Source organism: uncultured Dysosmobacter sp. (genome assembly GCF_947631165.1).
In the GTDB taxonomy this organism is placed as follows: domain Bacteria; phylum Bacillota; class Clostridia; order Oscillospirales; family Oscillospiraceae; genus Oscillibacter.
Window position 1 is genome coordinate 1 of sequence record NZ_CANRKH010000022.1, and the last position, 19,050, is coordinate 19,050.

At 60.8% G+C, this 19,050-nt stretch carries 19 protein-coding genes; 12 read left to right on the top strand and 7 right to left on the bottom strand.

Annotated elements, in window-relative coordinates; all coding sequences use genetic code 11:
- The first annotated feature begins 302 nt into the window (after positions 1–302).
- The 5 genes from Q0Z69_RS11065 to Q0Z69_RS11085 all read left to right on the top strand — a co-directional run bounded on the left by Q0Z69_RS11065 (position 303) and on the right by Q0Z69_RS11085 (position 6,176).
- On the top strand, positions 303–908 hold the full coding sequence (locus Q0Z69_RS11065; RefSeq protein WP_298033378.1) for a hypothetical protein: 606 nt from the start codon (positions 303–305) through the stop codon (positions 906–908).
- A gap of 35 nt (positions 909–943) precedes the next feature.
- Complete coding sequence (locus Q0Z69_RS11070) at positions 944–2,107, top strand: cation diffusion facilitator family transporter (protein WP_298033381.1); 1,164 nt, start codon at positions 944–946, stop codon at positions 2,105–2,107.
- Between the two features lie 79 nt (positions 2,108–2,186).
- Complete coding sequence (gluQRS, locus tag Q0Z69_RS11075; RefSeq protein WP_298033384.1) at positions 2,187–3,125, top strand: tRNA glutamyl-Q(34) synthetase GluQRS; 939 nt, start codon at positions 2,187–2,189, stop codon at positions 3,123–3,125.
- 204 nt (positions 3,126–3,329) lie between these two features.
- The gene (gene trkA, locus Q0Z69_RS11080; RefSeq protein ID WP_298033387.1) at positions 3,330–4,691 is read left to right on the top strand and encodes a Trk system potassium transporter TrkA; all 1,362 of its coding nucleotides are present in this window, start codon (positions 3,330–3,332) and stop codon (positions 4,689–4,691) included.
- A 15-nt stretch (positions 4,692–4,706) separates the two neighbouring features.
- A complete protein-coding gene (locus tag Q0Z69_RS11085) occupies positions 4,707–6,176 on the top strand; it encodes a TrkH family potassium uptake protein (RefSeq protein WP_298033389.1) in 1,470 nt (489 codons plus the stop codon).
- Positions 6,177–6,330: 154 nt separating this feature from the next.
- Here the strand turns inward: Q0Z69_RS11085 and Q0Z69_RS11090 are convergent, their stop codons facing one another.
- Genes Q0Z69_RS11090 through Q0Z69_RS11105 form a run of 4 tightly spaced genes read right to left on the bottom strand, consistent with a single transcriptional unit; the run spans position 6,331 to position 8,406 of the window.
- Positions 6,331–6,552 (bottom strand): hypothetical protein, encoded by a 222-nt coding sequence (locus Q0Z69_RS11090; protein ID WP_298033392.1) that lies wholly within the window; start codon positions 6,550–6,552, stop codon positions 6,331–6,333.
- 14 nt (positions 6,553–6,566) lie between these two features.
- Positions 6,567–7,178, bottom strand: a complete 612-nt coding sequence (locus tag Q0Z69_RS11095; protein WP_298033394.1) for an ABC-2 transporter permease — start codon at positions 7,176–7,178, stop codon at positions 6,567–6,569.
- Positions 7,175–8,029 (bottom strand): ABC transporter ATP-binding protein, encoded by an 855-nt coding sequence (locus Q0Z69_RS11100; protein ID WP_298033397.1) that lies wholly within the window; start codon positions 8,027–8,029, stop codon positions 7,175–7,177. The genes Q0Z69_RS11095 and Q0Z69_RS11100 overlap by 4 nt, the downstream gene beginning before the upstream one ends.
- Positions 8,026–8,406: a GntR family transcriptional regulator gene (locus Q0Z69_RS11105; RefSeq protein WP_298033400.1), complete on the bottom strand. Its 381-nt coding sequence runs from the start codon at positions 8,404–8,406 to the stop codon at positions 8,026–8,028. The genes Q0Z69_RS11100 and Q0Z69_RS11105 overlap by 4 nt, the downstream gene beginning before the upstream one ends.
- Positions 8,407–8,562: 156 nt before the next feature.
- Between Q0Z69_RS11105 and Q0Z69_RS11110 the strand changes: the two genes are divergently transcribed.
- From Q0Z69_RS11110 to Q0Z69_RS11130, 5 genes are all read left to right on the top strand, one after another.
- Positions 8,563–9,540: a hypothetical protein gene (locus Q0Z69_RS11110; RefSeq protein ID WP_298033403.1), complete on the top strand. Its 978-nt coding sequence runs from the start codon at positions 8,563–8,565 to the stop codon at positions 9,538–9,540.
- Positions 9,541–9,671: 131 nt separating this feature from the next.
- Positions 9,672–11,036 (top strand): DUF2201 family putative metallopeptidase, encoded by a 1,365-nt coding sequence (locus Q0Z69_RS11115; protein ID WP_298033404.1) that lies wholly within the window; start codon positions 9,672–9,674, stop codon positions 11,034–11,036.
- Between the two features lie 13 nt (positions 11,037–11,049).
- Positions 11,050–12,579, top strand: coding sequence for an ATP-binding protein (locus tag Q0Z69_RS11120; protein ID WP_298033405.1), 1,530 nt, complete (start codon positions 11,050–11,052; stop codon positions 12,577–12,579).
- Positions 12,572–12,865 carry a NifU family protein gene (locus Q0Z69_RS11125; protein ID WP_298033407.1) on the top strand — a complete coding sequence of 98 codons (294 nt, stop codon included), beginning with the start codon at positions 12,572–12,574 and terminating at the stop codon, positions 12,863–12,865. Before Q0Z69_RS11120 ends, Q0Z69_RS11125 begins: the two co-directional genes overlap by 8 nt.
- 12 nt (positions 12,866–12,877) lie before the next feature.
- Positions 12,878–13,765 carry an aldose 1-epimerase family protein gene (locus Q0Z69_RS11130; protein WP_298033409.1) on the top strand — a complete coding sequence of 296 codons (888 nt, stop codon included), beginning with the start codon at positions 12,878–12,880 and terminating at the stop codon, positions 13,763–13,765.
- Between the two features lie 88 nt (positions 13,766–13,853).
- Here Q0Z69_RS11130 and htpG read toward each other — a convergent pair whose 3' ends face one another.
- The gene (gene htpG / locus Q0Z69_RS11135; protein WP_298033411.1) at positions 13,854–15,737 is read right to left on the bottom strand and encodes a molecular chaperone HtpG; all 1,884 of its coding nucleotides are present in this window, start codon (positions 15,735–15,737) and stop codon (positions 13,854–13,856) included.
- Between the two features lie 260 nt (positions 15,738–15,997).
- Between htpG and Q0Z69_RS11140 the strand changes: the two genes are divergently transcribed.
- On the top strand, positions 15,998–16,432 hold the full coding sequence (locus Q0Z69_RS11140) for a hypothetical protein (protein ID WP_298033413.1): 435 nt from the start codon (positions 15,998–16,000) through the stop codon (positions 16,430–16,432).
- Between the two features lie 48 nt (positions 16,433–16,480).
- Positions 16,481–17,053 carry a GNAT family N-acetyltransferase gene (locus Q0Z69_RS11145; RefSeq protein WP_298033415.1) on the top strand — a complete coding sequence of 191 codons (573 nt, stop codon included), beginning with the start codon at positions 16,481–16,483 and terminating at the stop codon, positions 17,051–17,053.
- Positions 17,054–17,114: 61 nt separating this feature from the next.
- On the opposite strand, the gene Q0Z69_RS11150 is transcribed toward Q0Z69_RS11145, so the two are convergent.
- Both Q0Z69_RS11150 and Q0Z69_RS11155 read right to left on the bottom strand, forming a co-directional pair.
- The gene (locus Q0Z69_RS11150) at positions 17,115–18,188 is read right to left on the bottom strand and encodes a branched-chain amino acid aminotransferase (RefSeq protein WP_298033417.1); all 1,074 of its coding nucleotides are present in this window, start codon (positions 18,186–18,188) and stop codon (positions 17,115–17,117) included.
- Between the two features lie 323 nt (positions 18,189–18,511).
- Positions 18,512–19,048, bottom strand: a complete 537-nt coding sequence (locus tag Q0Z69_RS11155) for a 2-oxoacid:acceptor oxidoreductase family protein (RefSeq protein WP_298033419.1) — start codon at positions 19,046–19,048, stop codon at positions 18,512–18,514.
- Between the last annotated feature and the right edge of the window lie 2 nt (positions 19,049–19,050).

Consider the following 19,050-nt stretch of genomic DNA (forward strand, 5'->3'; position numbering starts at 1 on the left):
TCATTAGGGATTGTCTGTACGCCATGTCCTGTGTTATACTCTTGCTCATGAAGGATACGGCCTCCTCTCGTCAAGTTGGTGTCTGACAACTCAACTTTAACCGATGAGGCTCTATCCTTCATCCTTTTTTATTCATCTGTCTAATATGTATTGTAATCCTACACTGGATTTCCCGCGGAATTTCTCTGTACATCCTTCTCTTGCTATGGTATAATATACTTTCACTATTATCCAACATTCCCAATTGCCCTTTGCTCATCGGGGGCATTACCAGATATTCATCAAAAGCGAGGGATCATCATATGCGTGAAGAGATGCGGACCTTCGGTTACCTCTGCCCCAAGTGCGGCAAGCCGGTGATGGCCGCCCGCTCCATTTTCGCTCTGGAGGCGTCCAACGCGGAAGTGGCCTGCAGCTGCGGCGAGACCGCCCTGCGGGCCATCTTTGACGGCGAGCGATACCAGATCTACGTTCCCTGCGGCATCTGCGGAGAGACCCACATGGCCGTGTGCGAGCCGGAGCGGGTCCTGCGGGGAGCTACGGCCCTGGGCTGCGCCAAGACCAAGCAGTTCTGCTGCTTCATCGGTCCGGAAGGCACCGTGGAAAAGAACCTGCGGGAGCTGTCCATCCTGGCGGAGAAGGAGAAACGGCAGGAGGACGAGGGCCGGGAAGCCTTTTTGGACAACGTCATCATGTACGAGGTCCTGTCTGAACTGAAGGACATCGCCGCACGTCCCGGCGGCGTCACCTGCACCTGCGGCAGCAGCCGCTACGGCATGGAGATCCGCCGCTCCTCCGTGGATCTGGTGTGCCGGGACTGCGGCGCCAAGCTGCGCATTCCCGCCGCCACAGATCGGGATCTGGACGATCTGTGCTGCCATCTGAAGCTGGTCATCCCCGGAAAATGACCGTGTTTCAAGAATTGGAAAGGAGCTGACGACCTATGATCTCTCTGCTGGCCCGTCTTTTTCTGAAGCCGGAGGGCCGGGACGGCGCTGCGCTCCGCAAGGGCTATGGCATCCTCTGCGGCGCGGTGGGGATCGGACTCAATGTGCTGTTGTTTCTGGGCAAGCTGTTTGCCGGTGCGCTCTCCGGGTCCATCGCCATTACAGCAGACGCCTTCAACAACCTCTCCGACGCGGGCAGCTCGTTTGTTACGCTGTTGGGCTTTCATTTGGCGGGGCAGGCGCCGGACGCCGGCCATCCCTTCGGCCATGGGCGGTTCGAATACCTGTCCGGCCTGGTGGTCTCCATGCTGATCCTGCTGATGGGCTTTGAACTGCTCCAGTCCTCCGTCCATAAGATCCTCAATCCCGCCCCGGTGGCGTTCAGCTGGCTGATCGTGGCCATTTTGACCGTTTCCATTGCGGTGAAGCTGTACATGGCTCTTTACAACCGGAGACTGGGCAAGGCGCTGAAGGCTTCTGCCATGTTGGCCACAGCTGCCGATTCCATTGGCGACAGTGTGGCCACCGCCGCCGTGCTGCTGGCGACCCTGGTCGGGCATTACACCTCTCTGCTGATCGATGGCTGGGTCGGCGTGGCGGTGGCGCTCTTCATCCTCTGGTCCGGCGTACAGTCCGCCAAGGACACTGTGGACCCTCTTCTGGGTACGCCGCCCAGCCCGGAGCTGGTGGCCCGCATCCGGGACCTTGTACTGGCCCATCCCACCGTCATCGGCCTTCACGATCTCATCGTCCACGACTATGGCCCCGGCCGCATGATGATATCCCTCCACGCGGAGGTCTCCGCCGCGGAAAACGTGCTGGACCTGCACGACGAGATCGACAACATCGAGCGGGAGCTGGAAAAGGAGCTGGGCTGCAGCGCCGTCATCCACATGGACCCCATCGTCACCGACGACGGCATCACCGAGGAGACCCGCCGCCGGGTCGAGGCGCTGGTCCACTGTATCGACGACGCTGTCAGTATCCATGATTTCCGCATGGTGGCCGGTCCCTCCCACACCAACGTCATTTTCGACGCGGTAGTGCCCTTCCACTTCCGTCTCTCCGATGAAGAGGTGGCATCCAAGATCAAGGCCGCCGTGCAGGCTTTGGACGGCAGCTATTATGCCGTGGTGAACGTGGAGCGGTCTTATACATGAGCGGGCGGGGCGGAGAGGCGCCCATCTCCTGCGGCGGTCCCTGTTGAGGGACCGCATTTCATTGAAAGGAGCAGCCGCCATGGAAACTGGCCGTTTCGCGCCCTCTCCCAGCGGGCGCATCCATTTGGGCAACATCTTTTGCTGTCTGCTGGCCTGGCTCAGTGTCCGGCAGAAAGGCGGCCGGATCATACTGCGCATCGAGGACCTGGACACCGCCCGCTGTCCCCGCCGGTATGCTGCCCAGATGGAAGAGGACCTGCGGTGGCTGGGGCTGGACTGGGACGAAGGTCCCGCCGTAGGCGGCCCCCATGGGCCGTATTACCAGAGCCAGCGGACGGCGCTGTATCAGGCGGCGCTGGAAAAGCTGGAGACAAAGGGATTGGTGTATCCCTGCTTCTGTACCCGGGCGGAGCTGCACGCCGCCAGTGCCCCTCACCGGGAGGATGGCCAGGCGGTCTATGCCGGGACCTGCCGCCGCCTGACGGCGGCGGAGGCGGCGAAGAAGACCATGCGCCGCCGGCCCGCTCTGCGGCTGCGGGTCCCAGAGGAGATATGGGGCGTGCGCGACGGCCACATGGGGGCGTATCAGGAAAACCTGGCCCGGGACTGCGGCGATTTTCTGCTGCGGCGGTCCGATGGCATGTTCGCCTATCAGCTGGCGGTGGTGGTGGACGACGCCGCCATGGGGATCACGGAGGTGGTCCGGGGGGCGGACCTGTTGGCCTCTACACCCCGGCAGCTGTACTTATACCATCTGCTGGGATTAACGCCGCCCCGTTTTCTCCATGTCCCGCTGCTGCTGGCCCCGGATGGCCGCCGGCTGAGCAAGCGGGATGCCGACGCGGGATTGGACAGCCTGCAAGACCGGCTGAGCGCGGCGGAGCTGCTGGGGAAGCTGGCGTATCTGGCGGGCTTCCATCCCTCGGCGGAGCCGAGGACGGCCCGGCAGCTGCTGGCGGATTTTGCCTGGGACAAGGTGCCCCAGACGGATATCCGCATCCCGGAGGGACTGTTCTGAACATGGGGAGCCGCGGCGGAGGTCTGCGGCTCCACTGCTTTATGCGGCTTTTGACGCCTTCTCTGCTTTGAAGGCCCACAACAGTGTTTCCTGAGCGAAATTTTTGTGGTCAGGGTATTCCATTTTCTTCGGACAGACTGTATAATCCCATATATAGTTATCAAATCGGATGGGAGTGTTTTTCCATCTGTACAGGAGGCACGGATGCGGATCATCATCGTAGGCGCGGGAAAGGTGGGCCTGGCGCTGACACAGCAGCTTTCGGTGGAACATCAGGTCACCGTGATCGATCAGAACCCCCAGTTGATCGACAATATCATCAACATTTACGACGTAATGGGCGTCTGCGGAAACGGCGCCAGCTATGAGGTACAGAAGGAGGCGGAGACCGACAGGGCCGAGCTGCTGATCGCCACCGCTTCCAGCGACGAGATCAACATTTTGGCGTGTCTTGTGGCCAAGAAGCTGGGCGTGAAGCACACCATCGCCCGTATCCGCAACCCGGAGTATGAGAAGCAGCTCCGCTTCATGCGGGAGGAGCTGGGCCTCAGCATGTCCATCAATCCGGAGAAGGCCGCCGCCAGGGAGATCGCCCGGGTCCTGCGCTTCCCCGCGGCCATGAAGCTGGAGTCCTTTTCCAAGGGGCGGCTGGAGCTGGTGGAATACCGCCTGCCGGAGAAGTCGGTTCTGGATGGGATGAAGCTGCTGGACCTGTACAAGAATATCCGGGTCCGGGTCCTGATCTGCGCTGTGGCCCGGAAGGGGGAGACCATCATCCCCTCCGGCGACTTCACCCTGCATTCCGGTGATAAGATCTACCTTACCGCCGCGCCGGACCAGCTGAGCCAGTTCTTCCAGTACCTGGGGGTGTTCCGGAACCGGGCCTCCTCAGTGATGATCGTGGGCGCCAGCAAGATCTGCTACTATCTGGCGTCGGAGCTGCTGTCCATGAACATGTCGGTGAAGATCATCGACCAGAGCGAGCAGCGCTGCATCCAGATGAGCGAGCGGCTGCCCAAAGCCCTGGTCATCGTGGGCGACGGCACCGACAGCGAGCTGCTCCACGAGGAGGGCATCCAGCAGACCGACGCCTTTGTGGCCATCACCGGCATCGACGAGGCCAATATCCTCATGTCCATGAGCGCTGCCAAGCAGGCCGGGAACTGCAAGGTCATCGCCAAGATCAACCGCAGGTCCCTGGTGGACCTGGTGTCCAACGAGAGCATGATCGACAGCGTGGTGTCCGCCCGCAGCGTCACCACGGAGCTGATCATCCAATATGTCCGAGCCATGGAGAGCGCATCCGGCGCCAAGATCAAGACCCTCCACCGGCTGGTGGACGGGGCGGTGGAGGCCCTGGAGTTCGGCGTGACGGCGGATGTGCCTTTCATTGGCGTGCCGCTGAAAGACCTGCGGCTGCGGAGCGGTATCCTGCTGGCGGGCATCGTCCGGCGGAACGGCAAGATCGTCATCCCCTCCGGCAGTGATGTGCTGAACGAGAAGGACGACGTCATCGTGGTCACCACAGGTACCGCCCTTCAGGACATCCGGGACATTTTACAGTAAAGGCAGGAACCAGATTTGAACTATCGAATGATCGGCTTCGTCATTGGACGCATCCTGCTGACGGAGGCTGCCCTGCTGATGCTGCCTATGACGGCGGCGGCGCTGTACGGCGAACCGCTGCGGCCTTTTCTCGCCCCGGCGCTGGCCCTGCTGCTGACAGGAGCGGCCCTGGGCCTCCGGCGGCCCCGGCAGACGGCACTGTACGCCCGGGACGGCTTTGCCGTGGTGGCTCTGGCATGGCTGCTGATGTCTGCCTTTGGGGCGCTGCCCTTTGTGCTCTCCGGCGATATCCCCGGCTATGTGGACGCCTTTTTTGAAACGGTGTCCGGCTTCACCACCACCGGCTCCACCATTTTGACGGAGGTGGAGCACCTGACCCGGAGCGGCCTGTTCTGGCGCAGCTTCACCCATTGGATCGGGGGCATGGGCGTGCTGGTGTTTGTCATGGCCATCCTGCCCATGACCGACGGCCACGGGATGCATCTCATGCGGGCGGAGGTCCCCGGGCCCACCGTGGGCAAGCTGGTGAGCCGCATGAGCGACACCGCCAAGATTTTGTACGGTATCTATTTCGTGATGACCGTCATGGAGATTGTTTTGCTCCTGGCGGGAGGGATGCCGCTGTTCGACGCCTGCATCCACGCTTTCGGCACGGCTGGCACCGGCGGCTTCAGCTGCCGGAATCTCAGCGTGGGGGCCTATGAGAGCGCGTATTTCGATATTGTCATCGGCATCTTCATGCTGCTGTTCGGCGTGAACTTCAACCTGTATTACTTCCTGCTGATCCGCCGCTTCCGGGATGTGTTCCGCTCCGAGGAGCTGCGGGCCTATCTGCTGATCGTGGCGGCGGCAGTGTTGGCCATTGCGGCGGATATCGCCCATCTGTACGGAAACGCTTTTACCAGCCTGCGCTATGCATTTTTTCAGGTGGCGTCCATCATCACCACCACCGGCTTCGGCACGGCGGACTTCAACACCTGGCCTACCTTCTCCAAAGCCATCCTGGTGGTGCTGATGTTCGTGGGCGCCTGCGCCGGGTCCACTGGCGGCGGCATCAAGGTGTCCCGCATCCTGATCCTGGTGAAGTCCTCCGCAGCGGACATGCGGAAGATGCTGCACCCCAACGCCGTCACCACCGTCCGGCTGGAGGGCAAGCCCCTGCCGGAGAAGAGCATCCGGGGCGCCCATGTGTATTTCTCCGTGTATATGCTGGTGTTCGTCATCTCTTTCCTGCTGCTGTCGCTGGAGGGCTTTGACCTGGTGACCACCTTCACTGCCCTGGCGGCCTGTATCAACAATATCGGTCCCGGCCTGGAGGTCGTGGGCCCCATGGGAAATTTCGCTGCGTTTTCCCCGGCCTCCAAGCTGCTGCTGTCCTTCAATATGCTGGCCGGACGGCTGGAGCTGTTCCCCATGCTGCTGCTGTTCGCACCCTCTATCTGGAAGCGGCGGCTGGTGCTGCGCCGTTCCGGCGAAGAGCAATAGACCGGCAACAAGCAGCTATCTGTGAACTGGCCCGAATCATAAAAAGCCCCCTGATGCAGTCTGTTTTCCTGCATCAGGGGGCTTTTGCCTGCCGCTCGTTTTTCCGGTCCGTCTTGCGGCGTATCCGGGATCTTCTCACCGGCATATTCGCTTGTCAGCCAAAGGCCTGCTTGATCTCGTCCAATTCCTTTTGGGTCTCGACCCAATTTTCCACATAGCCGCAGTCACAGCAGACGTAGCGGATCACCGGGATCTTGCCGAAAAGAGTCACGGTGGTGGTGTAGATGTTGTTGCCGCTGGCATGGCGGAGAGGGCTGTCCGGGACCCGGATCACGTTCCGCCCGCCACACTTGGGGCAAGTGTGGGTGTTTTTCATGGCGTACGCCTCCCTCAATACGTCCGCTTTTGATACAGCCGCATGGACAGGGGGACGGAGACGGCGGTGAGGATCACCGCGGCCGCGGGCAGGACGGCTATGACCAGAGGCGGAACGTGTAGCGCGCCGTCGCCGATGTCCATGGCGATGGAGCTGACCGCTCCGGCGGCACCGCACACGAGAAAGATCATCAGGAACATCACCAGCCGTCCCCGCTCCACGCCGAAGCGGAACATGATAGGCAGGGTGATAGCCAATACGCAGGCGCTGGCGCAGAGGCCCAGCAGGCTTCCCACCGGGTCCAGGGCCGCCGTAGGGACGCGCAGGATGGTCAGGACCAGCTGGGTAGCCAGGGAGAACAGCGCCGCCGCGCCCATGCACAGCCAGCCCAGGGCGTATTTGCTCAGCACGATGTCACGGATGGAATAGGGCATCATGGCGGCCAGCTGGTCCCATTTGCTCCGCTCGTCGTAGGCCATGGCGGTGAAGGGCATCATGGCCGCCCAGACCACGATGAACACGTTGCCGAAGGCGCCGTTGAATACGGCGATGACCAGTATCACAAAAATGAAGATACGCATTTGCTTCAGCAGGACGCAGAGGTCTTTCCATACCAGTGCTTTCATGCTTCCTTCGCTCCTTTCACGGTGAAGAGGATGATATCCTCGATGGTGGGCCGGTCCAGCTGGAAGCCAGCGGGAGCCAGGTCCCGGCGGATCAGCGCCCGGACGCCGCCGTAGCCGTTTTCCTCCCGGGACACCACGGCCTCCGGCAGAAGGCACTCCAGCTGCTCGGCGCTGTCGGTGAAGATGCCATAGGCCTCCAGGAGCTGGTCCTTCTCGTCGCAGAACAGCAGCCTGCCTTGGTGGAGAAAGGCGATATAGTCGCACAGCTTTTCCAGATCGCTGAGGATGTGGGAGGAGATGAGGATGGAATGGTCTTCCTCCCGGGTAAATTCGTTGAAGATGTTCAGCACCTCGTCACGAATGATAGGGTCCAGTCCGGCGGTGGCTTCGTCCAGCACCAGCAGCTTGGGACTGTGGCTCAGGGCCACGGCGATGGCCAGCTTCATCCGCATGCCCCGGGAGTAGTCCTTGAAGGGTTTCTTCTCCGGCAGCTCGAACCGGCGGAGATAGCTTTTGTACAGGCCATCGTCCCAGCGGCGGTAGGTGCCGGCCATGATCCGGCCCACCTGGGCGGCGTCCAGGACCTCCGGGAAGTAGGCCTCGTCCAGCACCACGCCCACGTCCTCCTTCACCGCCTGGAACTCCGGGGCGTTCACGTCCACGCCCAGGATCCGGGCTTCGCCGCTGTCGGGCCGGAGGGCGTTCATCATGAGCCGGATGGTGGTGGATTTTCCGGCGCCGTTTTCGCCCACCAGACCGCAGATGGTGCCGGTGGGCACCGTCAGGCACAGGTCAGAAATAGAAAAAGCGCCGAAGGATTTGTGGATATGGGACAGTTCAATAGCGTTCATAGGGATTCCTCCTCCAATAGGATGCGAAGCATTTCCTGCAGCTCGGCGGGTGTGACGCCGCAGGCGCGGGCCAGCTCCGCGGCGGCGGACAGGTGGCCCTCCAGCTCCCGGAGCCGCTGCTCCCGGATGATATTCAGGTCCTTTTCCGCTACGAAGCAGCCCTTGCCGGCCACGGTGTAGAGGAAGCCTTGAGCTTCCAGCTCGTCATAGGCCCGTTTGGTGGTGATGACGGATATTTTCAGGTCCTTGGCCAAGGCCCGGATGGAGGGCAGCGCCTCCCCCGGCGAGAGCTGGCCGGAGATAATCTGGGCCTTGATCTGCTGACTGATCTGGTCATAGATCGGCTGGCCCGCCGTGTTGCGGATGATGAGTTCCATGGAAGTTCCTCCGTTCGTACTGTACATATACAGTATACACAGTATATACGGTTTGTCAAGTACCCTTTGAAAAAATTTTAGGGGGTCTAGGAAACAGGTTTGTTTTGTGATACACTACAAAGGATAAAAACAGCGGAAAACGGGAGGAACAGGCGGTTGGAGATCCTGAGCGGCGCGAACAACTGGAAACTGGTGGTCCGCCGGGAGGCGGCGGGAGCGGAGATCCTGTGGGCCGCCACCTGCGACACTAGGGCGGCCCTGCCGGAGGAGCTGTTCGGCCTGCCGGTGACGGCGCTGGGGGACCATGCCCTGACGCCGGGGCGGCCCATGCCGAAGGGGGAGACGGTGCTGGTGACCTGCGGCCCCGTGGCGGATGACGCGGCGTGGGACAACAGCCGCCTGGAGGACCTGGGCCTGCCGGAAAGCCTGCTTCGGGTCGGGGATTACGGCCTGCTGAACTGCCGGATGCTGCGGACTTTGCGGCTTTGGGACACGACGCTGTGCTGGGGCGGCGGCGCGCTGATGAATTGCCGGAGCCTGGAGCGTTTCCACGTGACCTGCACTGGCCGGGAAGGGGAGCTGCTGTCCTATTTCGCCGGAGAGCTTTCCCATGAGCTGGACATGACGCTGCGCCTGCCGGCCGGAGACACGGCGCGGCTGATCCTGCCGGAGTATGTGGAGATCTATGAAGAGAATTGCCCTGCCCACCATTTTGATTACAATATCTACGGCGCGGGCTACGGCTATCACCACTGTTTTTACCGGCGGAAGCTGAATTTGAAAGCCTATGACGAGCTGTGGCGTTCCATGCTGGGTATGGAGCACGATGAGGACTGCGCCATGCGGCTGGCCTGGTGGCGGCTGTGGTATCCCGCAGAGCTGTCGGAGCAGGCGGAGCGCGATTATCTGGCTTACCTGCAGGCAAATGTCCTGTCGGCTGCTCGCTGGCTGCTGGCGGAGCGGAACACGGAGGGGCTGCGGTTCCTGCTGGAGCACACCGGCTGGACCCGGGAGGAATTGTCGGAGGCCTGCGAGCTGGCCCGGCAGGCGGGGTTTCCGGAGGCGGTGGCGCTGCTGCTGGAAGAGCGGCACAGACGGTTCCCCACGGGCATGGGAAAGCGATTTGAACTCTAAATAAATTAGAAATTTGGAATTAGAGATGAGAAATGAGGAATTTTGATATCCGGCAAAGCCAGACATATCAAGATCATTCCGCTAAAGGCGGAATACAACGATTCCTGATTTCCAGAAGGAGGGGCTCCGCAGTGGGCGAAACGCCGGAGAAGGACTTTGCCGCCATCGGGCGGGACATTTTATTTGCCGCCCGCAACGAACTCTATATGAACCTGCCCTATCTGGATGCGGCCCTGTGCGCCCTGGACTTTCAGCCTGGGGGCGGGATCACGCTGTCTCTGGCTACCAACGGCGAGACCCTGTTTTACGACGGCGGCTATCTGGCGGAGCGGTATCTCCGGGGGGCTGTCTATACCAACCGGGCTTATCTCCATGTGATCCTCCACTGCATGCTGCGGCACTTGGCGAAAAAGCGCGGCAAGGTGCCGGAGCTGTGGGATCTGGCCTGCGACGCGGCAGTGGAGAGCATTTTGGACGAGCTGCACTACCCCTGTCTGGAGGAGGGCACCGTTCCCGCCAAGCTGAAATTTTACGGCGAGTGCCGGGCCGACATGCCGGTGCTGACGGCGGAGGGCATCTACCGCCGGCTGCTGCGCCTCAGCCTGCCGGAATATGAACTCGCTATGCTGCAAAGGCGCTTTTTGGCGGACGACCACGGCCTGTGGGACCCGGAGAAGCAGGACCAACAGTCCCAGCGGCAGGATGAGAAGTGGAAGGACCTGTCGGAAAAGACAAAGACTGGCATGGAGACGGTGCTGGCGGGCCAGGCCACCGGCGGCGAGGCGGTGCTGGAGCAGGTGAAGGTAGCCGTCCGGGACGATGTGGACTACCGGGCCTTTCTGCGGCGGTTCGCCGTGCCCCGGGAGATCATGGCGGTGGACGGCGACGCCTTTGACTATGGCTTTTACAGCTACGGCCTGCGGCTCTACGGCAACATGCCCCTGGTGGAGCCGCCGGAGACGAAGGAGGAAAAGCGCATCGAGGACTTCGTCATCGCCGTGGATACCTCCATGTCCACCTCCGGCGAACTGGTGCGGCAGTTCCTGGCCTGCACCTATGCCATTCTCCGCAGCACCGAGACCTTTACCTGCAAGGTGAATATCCGCATCCTCCAGTGCGACGATCAGGTCCGGTCCGACACGGCCATCCACGATCTGGAGGAACTGCGGGACTATATGGACCACTTTGAACTGGCCGGCGGCAGCGCCACGGATTTTCGCCCGGTGTTCCAGCACGTGGAACAGCTGCAAAAAGCGGGGGCCTTCACCAGCCTGCGGGGGCTGCTGTATTTCACCGACGGCATGGGCGTCTACCCCCAGAAGCGCCCGCCCTATGAGACGGCCTTTGTGCTGCTGGAGGAGCCGCCTATGTCCGTCAAATTCCCGCCCTGGGCCATCCGGCTGACGCTGGATCTGCCTGGCATAGAGAAAGCGGCCCGGGAGACGGCGGAGGAATATCCGGACCTCATCGACCTGGAGGAACTTCCCCAACTTTAGGAGGCGTCACGATATGAACATCAAACAGGCAAAGCAGGAGATCGCCAATACTTTGAAGGCGTATCTGGCCAAGGACGAGCTGGGGAATTACCTGATCCCCGCGGTCCGCCAGCGGCCGGTGCTGCTGATGGGGCCTCCGGGCATCGGCAAGACCCAGATCATGGAGCAGATCGCGGCAGAAGAGGGCGTGGGGCTGGTGGCCTACACCATCACCCACCATACCCGCCAGAGCGCCATCGGTCTGCCCTTCATTGAAAAGCGGACCTACGGCGGTCGGGAATTCTCCGTCACGGAGTACACCATGAGCGAGATCCTGGCCTCGGTGTATCAAATGATGGAGCGGACGGGGCTAAAGGAGGGCATCCTTTTTCTGGACGAGATCAACTGTGTGTCTGAGACTTTGGCGCCTATGATGCTGCAATTCTTGCAGTGCAAGACCTTCGGCAATCAGAAGCTGCCGGAGGGTTGGCTCATCGTGGCGGCGGGAAATCCGCCGGAGTATAACAAATCTGTCCGGGATTTCGACGTGGTGACCCTGGACCGGGTCAAGCGCATCGACGTGGCGGAGGATTTCGCCGTGTGGAAGGAGTACGCCTATCGAAAGGGCATCCACGGGGCAGTGGTGTCCTATCTGGACATCAAGAAGGACCATTTTTATCAGATCGAGACCACGGTGGACGGCCTGCAGTTCGCCACCGCCCGGGGCTGGGAGGATCTCAGCGAGCTGATCCAGGTCTATGAAAAGCTGGGCCTGCGAGTGGGCCGGGAGGTGGTGGGGCAGTATATCCAGCTGCCCCGCATTGCCAAGGATTTTGCCAATTATCTGGAGCTGTATTACAAATATCAGAAAACCTACCATGTGGATGACATCCTGCGGGGCCAGTGGCAGAATATCACCATGCTGGAGCTGCGGGAGGCCCCCTTTGACGAGAAGCTGTCGGTGATGGGCCTGCTGCTGTCCCGGCTGGCGGAGGCGGCCCGGGAGACCCGGAAGCAGGACGCCCTGACTACCGCTCTCCACGCCGCCTTGACGGAGTTCAAGGGGAAGATCGCCGAAATGGAGCCACAGGCGGTGCTGGCTCAGCTGGTGTGGCAGCGGCAGACGAGGCTGAAGCAGGCCGGCGAGGCGGGGCAGCTGGACAAAGAGCGCCGGGAACTGGACCAGCGGGAGATCAACACCCTGGAGGATTACCGCCAGCGCCTCCAGCGGGAGGACGCCGCAACCCCGGCGGAGGCTATGGACGCGGTGCGGGAGTGGTTCAGCCGGGAAGTGGAGAAGCGGGAGGCCCTGGGCAGGTTTGCCGGCGAAGAGTTCGACAACGCATTCCGCTTTTTGGAGCAGACCTTCGGCCAGGGCCAGGAGCTGGTGCTGTTTGTGACGGAGGTCACGGCAGGATATGACGCCAGCTGGTTCGTGGAGAATTTCGGCTGCGACGCCTATTTCCGGCACAACAAGGAACTGCTGTTTGACGATACCCGGCGGCGCATCCGGGAGCAGATCACTGCGGCCAAGGCGGCGGAAAGGGAGGATCATCATGACTGAGGAACAAAAGCGCATCGAAGCCGTGCTGGAGGAAAAGGTCCGGCCTGCCCTGCGGGCCCACGGCGGCGAGATCCAGATCGACCGCCTGGAAAATAAGGTGCTGTATGTGAAGCTGCTGGGCCAGTGCGCCGGCTGCCCCTCGGCGGACCTGACCAACGAGACCATTGTGGAGGCGGAACTGGTCAAAGCCCTGCCGGAGCTGGTGCAGAAGGTCTGCGTGGTGCAGACTGTCAGCGATGAGCTGTGGGAGCAGGCCAAGCGGCTCCTGCGGGACCACCATCTGTAAGGAGGAGCGGCCATGGAACTGACGCTGCGGAAAAACGGTCTCATTGCCCGGGCGGAGACCCTGGGCGGCGAGCTGGTGTCCCTGCGGGACCACAGGGGCACAGAGTACATCTGGAGTGGTGCCCCAGCCTACTGGTCCGGGCGGAATCCTGTGCTGTTCCCCATCGTGGGGCGGCTGAAGGATGGCGGTGTGGACATTGGCGGGAAGCACTATGAGATGGCCCGGCACGGCTTTGCCCGCCGGAGCGAATTCACCGTGGCGGAGCAGGGAGGGGACTTTGCGGAGTTTGAACTGCGGGAGAGCGGGGAGACGCTGCGGCAGTATCCCTTCCCCTTCTCTCTGCGGGTCCGCCACACCCTTTTGGAAACTGGCTTTTCCACCTGCTTCACCGTGACCAACATCGGAACGGCGCCCATGCCCTTCTGCATCGGCGCCCACACTGCCTTCCGCTGTCCGCTGGAGGCGGGGGAGCGGTTCGAGGACTACCGCCTGGTGTTTGACAAGGTGGAGGACGCGGCCTCCATCCCGCTGGGAGAGGGCGGCTGCCTGCAAAGCGGCGCAGGGGGCGTTGCGCTGGATCACACGGACACCATCGTCCTGGATCATGCCGTGTTCGATGAAGTCGACACTTTGATTTATGAGGGCCTGCGGTCCAGGAGCGTTCGCCTGTGCCATAAGGATACGGGCCGGGGCCTCCAGGTCGATTTTTCGGAGTTTCCCATGGTGGCCTTCTGGACCATGCCGGGGAAGGCAGCACCCTATATCTGCATCGAGCCGTGGCAGGGCTGCGCCGCCTTTGACAACGAGAGCGGAAAATTCGAGGACAAGCCTCACTGCGTGACCCTGGCGCCGGGAGAGGCGAAGAGGCTGACCTATACGGTATCGCTGTTGAATGATTAAAAGAAGCGCTCCGTCCATGGGGACGGGGCGCTTCTTGCTTCCATATTATGTTCTCAGGGGGAACGTGGGGATGCTGGACGGCCTGCGGTCACTTCATCAACTCGCACACCAGGTCAGTGTAGCCGGAAGGATCATCCAGCGTCAGGCCCGCGATGAGCAGAGCCTGGTCGTACAGCAGCGTAGCATACTTCTTCGCCTTTTCCGGGTCCTCCGCCACAGCGGCCTCCAGCGCCTGGAAGGCGGGGTGCTCCACGTTCAGCTCCAGGATGCGGTCCGCCTTGATGCCGGAATCGGGCTGGACGGCCTGGAAGTACTTTTCCATCTCAAAGCTGAGGCCCTCTCCGGCAGTGAGGCAGACGGGATGGGACTTCAGACGGGCGGAGGCCTTGACCTCCTTTACGGCGTCACCCAGGGCCTCCTTCACAAAGTCAAAAGCGGCCTTATGGGCATCCACGGCCGCTTCGGCCTTCTTTTCCGCGCCTTCTTCCAGTTCCTGATCCAGGATGGAGCGGAATTCCTTGTCCTGATAATTCCGCAGGGTCTGGGCGCAGAACTCGTCCACCTCCTCGGTGAAGTACAGGATCTCGCAGCCTTTTTCCTTCAGCAGCTCTGTCTGGGGCAGCTTGTCGATCTTCTCAGGGTTCTCGCCCATAGCGTAATAGATATACTTTTGATCCGCCTGCATCCGAGAGACGTACTCCGCCAGGGTCACTGGCTTTTTCTCCGTGGAGGACCAGAACAGCAGCAGGTCCTGGAGCAGCTCTTTGTGCATCCCATAGTCGTTGGCCACGCCGTATTTCAGCTGGCGGCCGAACTGCTTCCAGAAGGCCTCATAGGTCTCCCGCTCGTCCTTCAGCATTTTTGCCAGCTCGCTTTTGAGCTTCTTCTCCAGATTGGAGGCGATGACCTTCAGCTGCCGGTCATGCTGCAAAAGCTCCCGGGAGATGTTCAGGCTCAGGTCCGGGGAATCCACCACGCCCCGGACAAAGCGGAAGTGATCCGGCAGCAGGTCGGCGCACTTGTCCATGATGAGCACGCCGTTGGAGTAGAGCTGCAGGCCCTTTTCATATTCTTTGGTGTAGTAATCATAGGGCATGGCTCCAGGGATGAACAGCAGCGCTTTATAGGTCACCGCGCCCTCGGCAGACACGGCGGTGACCCGCAGGGGATCGGTATAGTCGTGGAATTTGTCCCGGTAGAACTTGTTGTACTCCTCCGGCTTCACGCTGGACTTCCGGCGCTGCCAGATGGGCACCATGGAGTTGAGGGTCTCCACCTCCTGGTAGGTCTCATACTCCGGCTTGTCGTCGGGGCAGCCCTCCTTTTTCCGGGTCTTGCTGACCTCCATGCGGATCGGGAAGCGGATATAGTCGGAGTATTTCCGAACCAGCTCCTGCAAACGCCAGGACTCCAGGAATTCGCCGTATTTTTCATCGTCGGTGTCCGGCTTGATGTGCATGATGATGTCGGTGCCGGCGGCCTCTTTTTCGCATTCAGTGATGGTGTAGCCGTCGGCTCCGGAGGACTGCCACATGTAGGCGTTCTCTCCGCCGTATTTCTTTGTCACCACAGTGATGTGGTCCGCCACCATAAAAGCGGAGTAGAAGCCCACGCCGAACTGGCCGATCACGTCGGTGTTCTTGGCGTCGTCCCCCATCTCCTGCTTGAATTTGTAGGAGCCGGAGGAGGCGATGACGCCCAGGTTGTTCTCCAGATCCGCCTTGTCCATGCCGATGCCGTTGTCGGACACCGTCAGCAGGCGGGCGTCCTTGTCCACGGTCAGCTCGATTTTGAAATCCTTGCGGTTCAGCTTCACCTGATCGTCGGTCAAAGACAGGTAGCACAGCTTGTCGCAGGCGTCGCTGGCGTTAGAGATGATCTCCCGGAGGAAGATCTCCTTGTGGGTATAGATGGAGTTGATCATCAGGTCCAGCAGCCGCTTGGATTCCGCCTTGAATTGCTTCTTTGCCATGATATGGGTACACTTCCTTCATTTTAATTTTTTTCAACACGTTAATATAGCATACCGGTTTGGAAAAATAAATGACTTTTTTGTAAATTCCACCGGCAAACAGTTGTCTGCCGGAACGATTCCGAGTAAAATACAAGCATACCCTCAGTGAACAAAGGGCAATGCGTTTTTTGGGGCATCTTGAACGGCTGGCAGGCGTGCTGCCTTTTGCCCATTAAGGGTATCATTCGGCGTGTCCGCCAAAAAAGGAGTTCTGCTTTATGGGCTTTTTCCAGAGGATCGGGAATGCGCTGGCCCGCTTTATGTATGGCCGCAACGGCATGGACCAGCTGAACCGGGCGTTGTTCTGGAGCTATCTGGCCATTTTTCTGGTGCAGGCCATCGTGGCGCCGTTGCTGAAGAGCCGCCCGCTGGCGCTGGCCTGCGATGCGCTGCTGTGGATTTTGATGCTGCTCATCTTCTTCCGGATGTTCTCCAAGAACCTGCCCAAGCGGCGGGCGGAGAACCAAAAATGGATGAGTTGGTGGTGGGGTGTGAAGAACCGCCAGGCTGGCGCCAAAGCCCGCCATGCCGACAAGGACCACCGGTATTTCACCTGCAAGAACTGCAAGACCATCTGCCGCGTTCCGGTGGGCAAGGGAAAGATCGTCATCACCTGCCCCAAATGCGGCGCGGAGATCAAGGCGAAAACATGAACGAGTGGTGGCGCGGGAGCGCGCCGCTGTCCATTTTCAGGAGGAGCTATGCGGATTCGGCTTGCCGCAGAGGCGGACGTTCCGGCGCTGCGGGCGATCTACGGGCAGTACATCGATACATCCGTGACTTTTGAATATGTTCTGCCCACGGAAGAGGAATTCCGGGAGCGGGTCCGCTCCATCTCGTCGGACTATCCCTATCTGGTCTGCGAGGAGGACGGCGTCATCGTGGGCTACGCCTACGCGCACCGCCAGGCGGAGCGGGCGGCCTATCAGTGGAACGCGGAGCTGTCGGTCTATCTGGATCGGAATCACACCGGCCAGCGGCTGGGGAGACGGCTGTACGGCGTTTTGACAGAGCTGCTGCGGATGCAGGGCATCCGCACGGTATACGCGCTGGTCACCAGTCCCAACCCGCGGAGCGAGGCCCTCCACCGGGGCATGGGCTTTCGGCTGATGGGCGTTCAAAAGCGCACCGGCTATAAGGCCGGCGCGTGGCGGGATGTGTCCTGGTTTGAGAAGGCCATCGCCGGCTATGATCCGGAACCCGCTCCATTTCTGCCCTTCTCCCGGATACCGGGAGAGCGGGCCGAGGAGGTCCTGGCGCAGTACGGCGCGTAAAAACATCCGGAGGAGCTTTGGCTCCTCCGGATGTTTTTTATGAATGTGGGAATGAAGGGAATCAGCCCTTGCAGACGGGTACGACCCAGCCCTTCTCATCGGGCAGGCGGCCCCACTGGATGCCGGTCAGGGTGTCGTACAGCTTCTGGGTCAGCTCTCCGATCTTGCCGTCGGAGATCTCGACCTTGTCGCCCTTCCAGTCCAGCTCCTTGACAGGAGACACGACGGCGGCAGTACCGGTGCCAAAGACCTCTTCCAGAGTTCCCTCGTGGCCGGCCTTCATGACGTCAGCGATGGCCAGCTTGCCCTCAATGACTTCATAGCCCCAGTCCTTCAGCAGCTCGATGATGGAGCGGCGGGTCACGCCGGGCAGCACGGTGCCCACGCAGGCGGCGGTGTAGATCTTGCCGGAGATCTTGAACATGATGTTCATGGCGCCGACTTCTTCGACATACTTCTTCTCAACGCCGTCCAGCCATAGGACCTGGGAGAAGCCCTTCTCCTCGGCCAGAGCGCCGGCCTTGATGGAGGCGGCGTAGTTGCCGCCGCACTTGGTGAAGCCGGTCAGGCCGGGGGCGGCGCGGATGTACTCATCCTCCACATAGATGCGGATGGGATCCAGACCCTCGGCATAGTAAGCGCCGGAGGGAGAGCAGATGATGCAGAAGGTGTAGTTCTTGCTGGCGTGGACGCCCATGCCCACATCGGTGGCATAGACGAAGGGACGGATATACAAAGAAGTGTCCTTGGCGTGGGGGACCCAGTCCTTGTCCACTTCCACCAGGGCCTTGACAGCCTGGACGAAATCCTCCACGGGGATGGTGGGGATGCACATACGGTCAGAGGAATCCTGCATCCGCTTGCCGTTGCAGTCGGGACGGAAAAGCTGGATCTGATTGTCGGCGGTGCGGTAGGCCTTCAGGCCCTCAAACAGCTCCTGCGCATAGTGGAACACCACACAGGCGGGGTCCAGGGCAAAGGGGGCGTAGGGGACAATGCGGGCGTCATGCCAGCCCTTGTCGGGGGAATAGTCCATCAGGAACATGTGATCGGAAAAGATCTTGCCGAAGCCCAACTGGTCGTCGGCGGGTTTTGCCTTGGGTGCGGTGGTTTTGACGATCTTGATATCCAACATTGCAAACTCTCCTTAATAAAAAATATCGTTGTTCAGAGTGCTGGGCGGAAACAAAAAAGACCTCCGCACAGTCCCGCCCGGGGGCGGAAAGGCGAAAGTCATACTTCCGTGGCGTGTCATGTCGGAGCGCCGGCTGACGATTCGCCGTCTCTATTACTTTTATACGCTGATAACAGGGGAAAGTCAAGCGGTAAAATACACAGAAAGCCCGTGCTTCTGGGAAAAAGGCGGCCGAAGGACCGGCGGAAGCATCAAAAGCTTCCGAAAAGCGCGGCGGACCAGCGGGAAGCGCCGGTCCGCCGTGTGTTTGGATAGATCTCAGATCACTGGACGCAGGCCATGCCTCTGCGGAAAGCCTCGATGTTCAGGGGAATGAACTTGGCCTTGGGACCGGCGAACATCGACTGGATCATCGCTTCGATGGTCTCCGGCTTCAGGATCTTGGTGGCCGCCACATAGGCGCCCAGCATCACCATGTTGCCCACCTTGGGATTGCCCACTTCCTCGGCGATCTTGGCGCAGGGAATGTAGTAGGCCGTCAGGTCCGAACGGCTCACCCGGTCGGTGACCACGTCGGAGTTGACGAATACGGAGCCACCGGGCAGCACGCCCTCTTCAAACTTGGAGAGGGATGGTTCATTCAGAGCGATCAGCTCGGTAAAGCGGGCGAACACCGGGGAGCCCACCGGCTTGTCGGACAGCACCACGGAGCAGTTGGCGGTGCCGCCGCGCATCTCAGGGCCATAGGAGGGAGCCCAAGTGACATTCAGCCCCTCGGCCATGCCGGCCTCCGCCAGATTCTTGCCGATGGCCAGACCGCCTTGGCCGCCGAAACCGGAAATAATGATCTCTTTCTTCATGT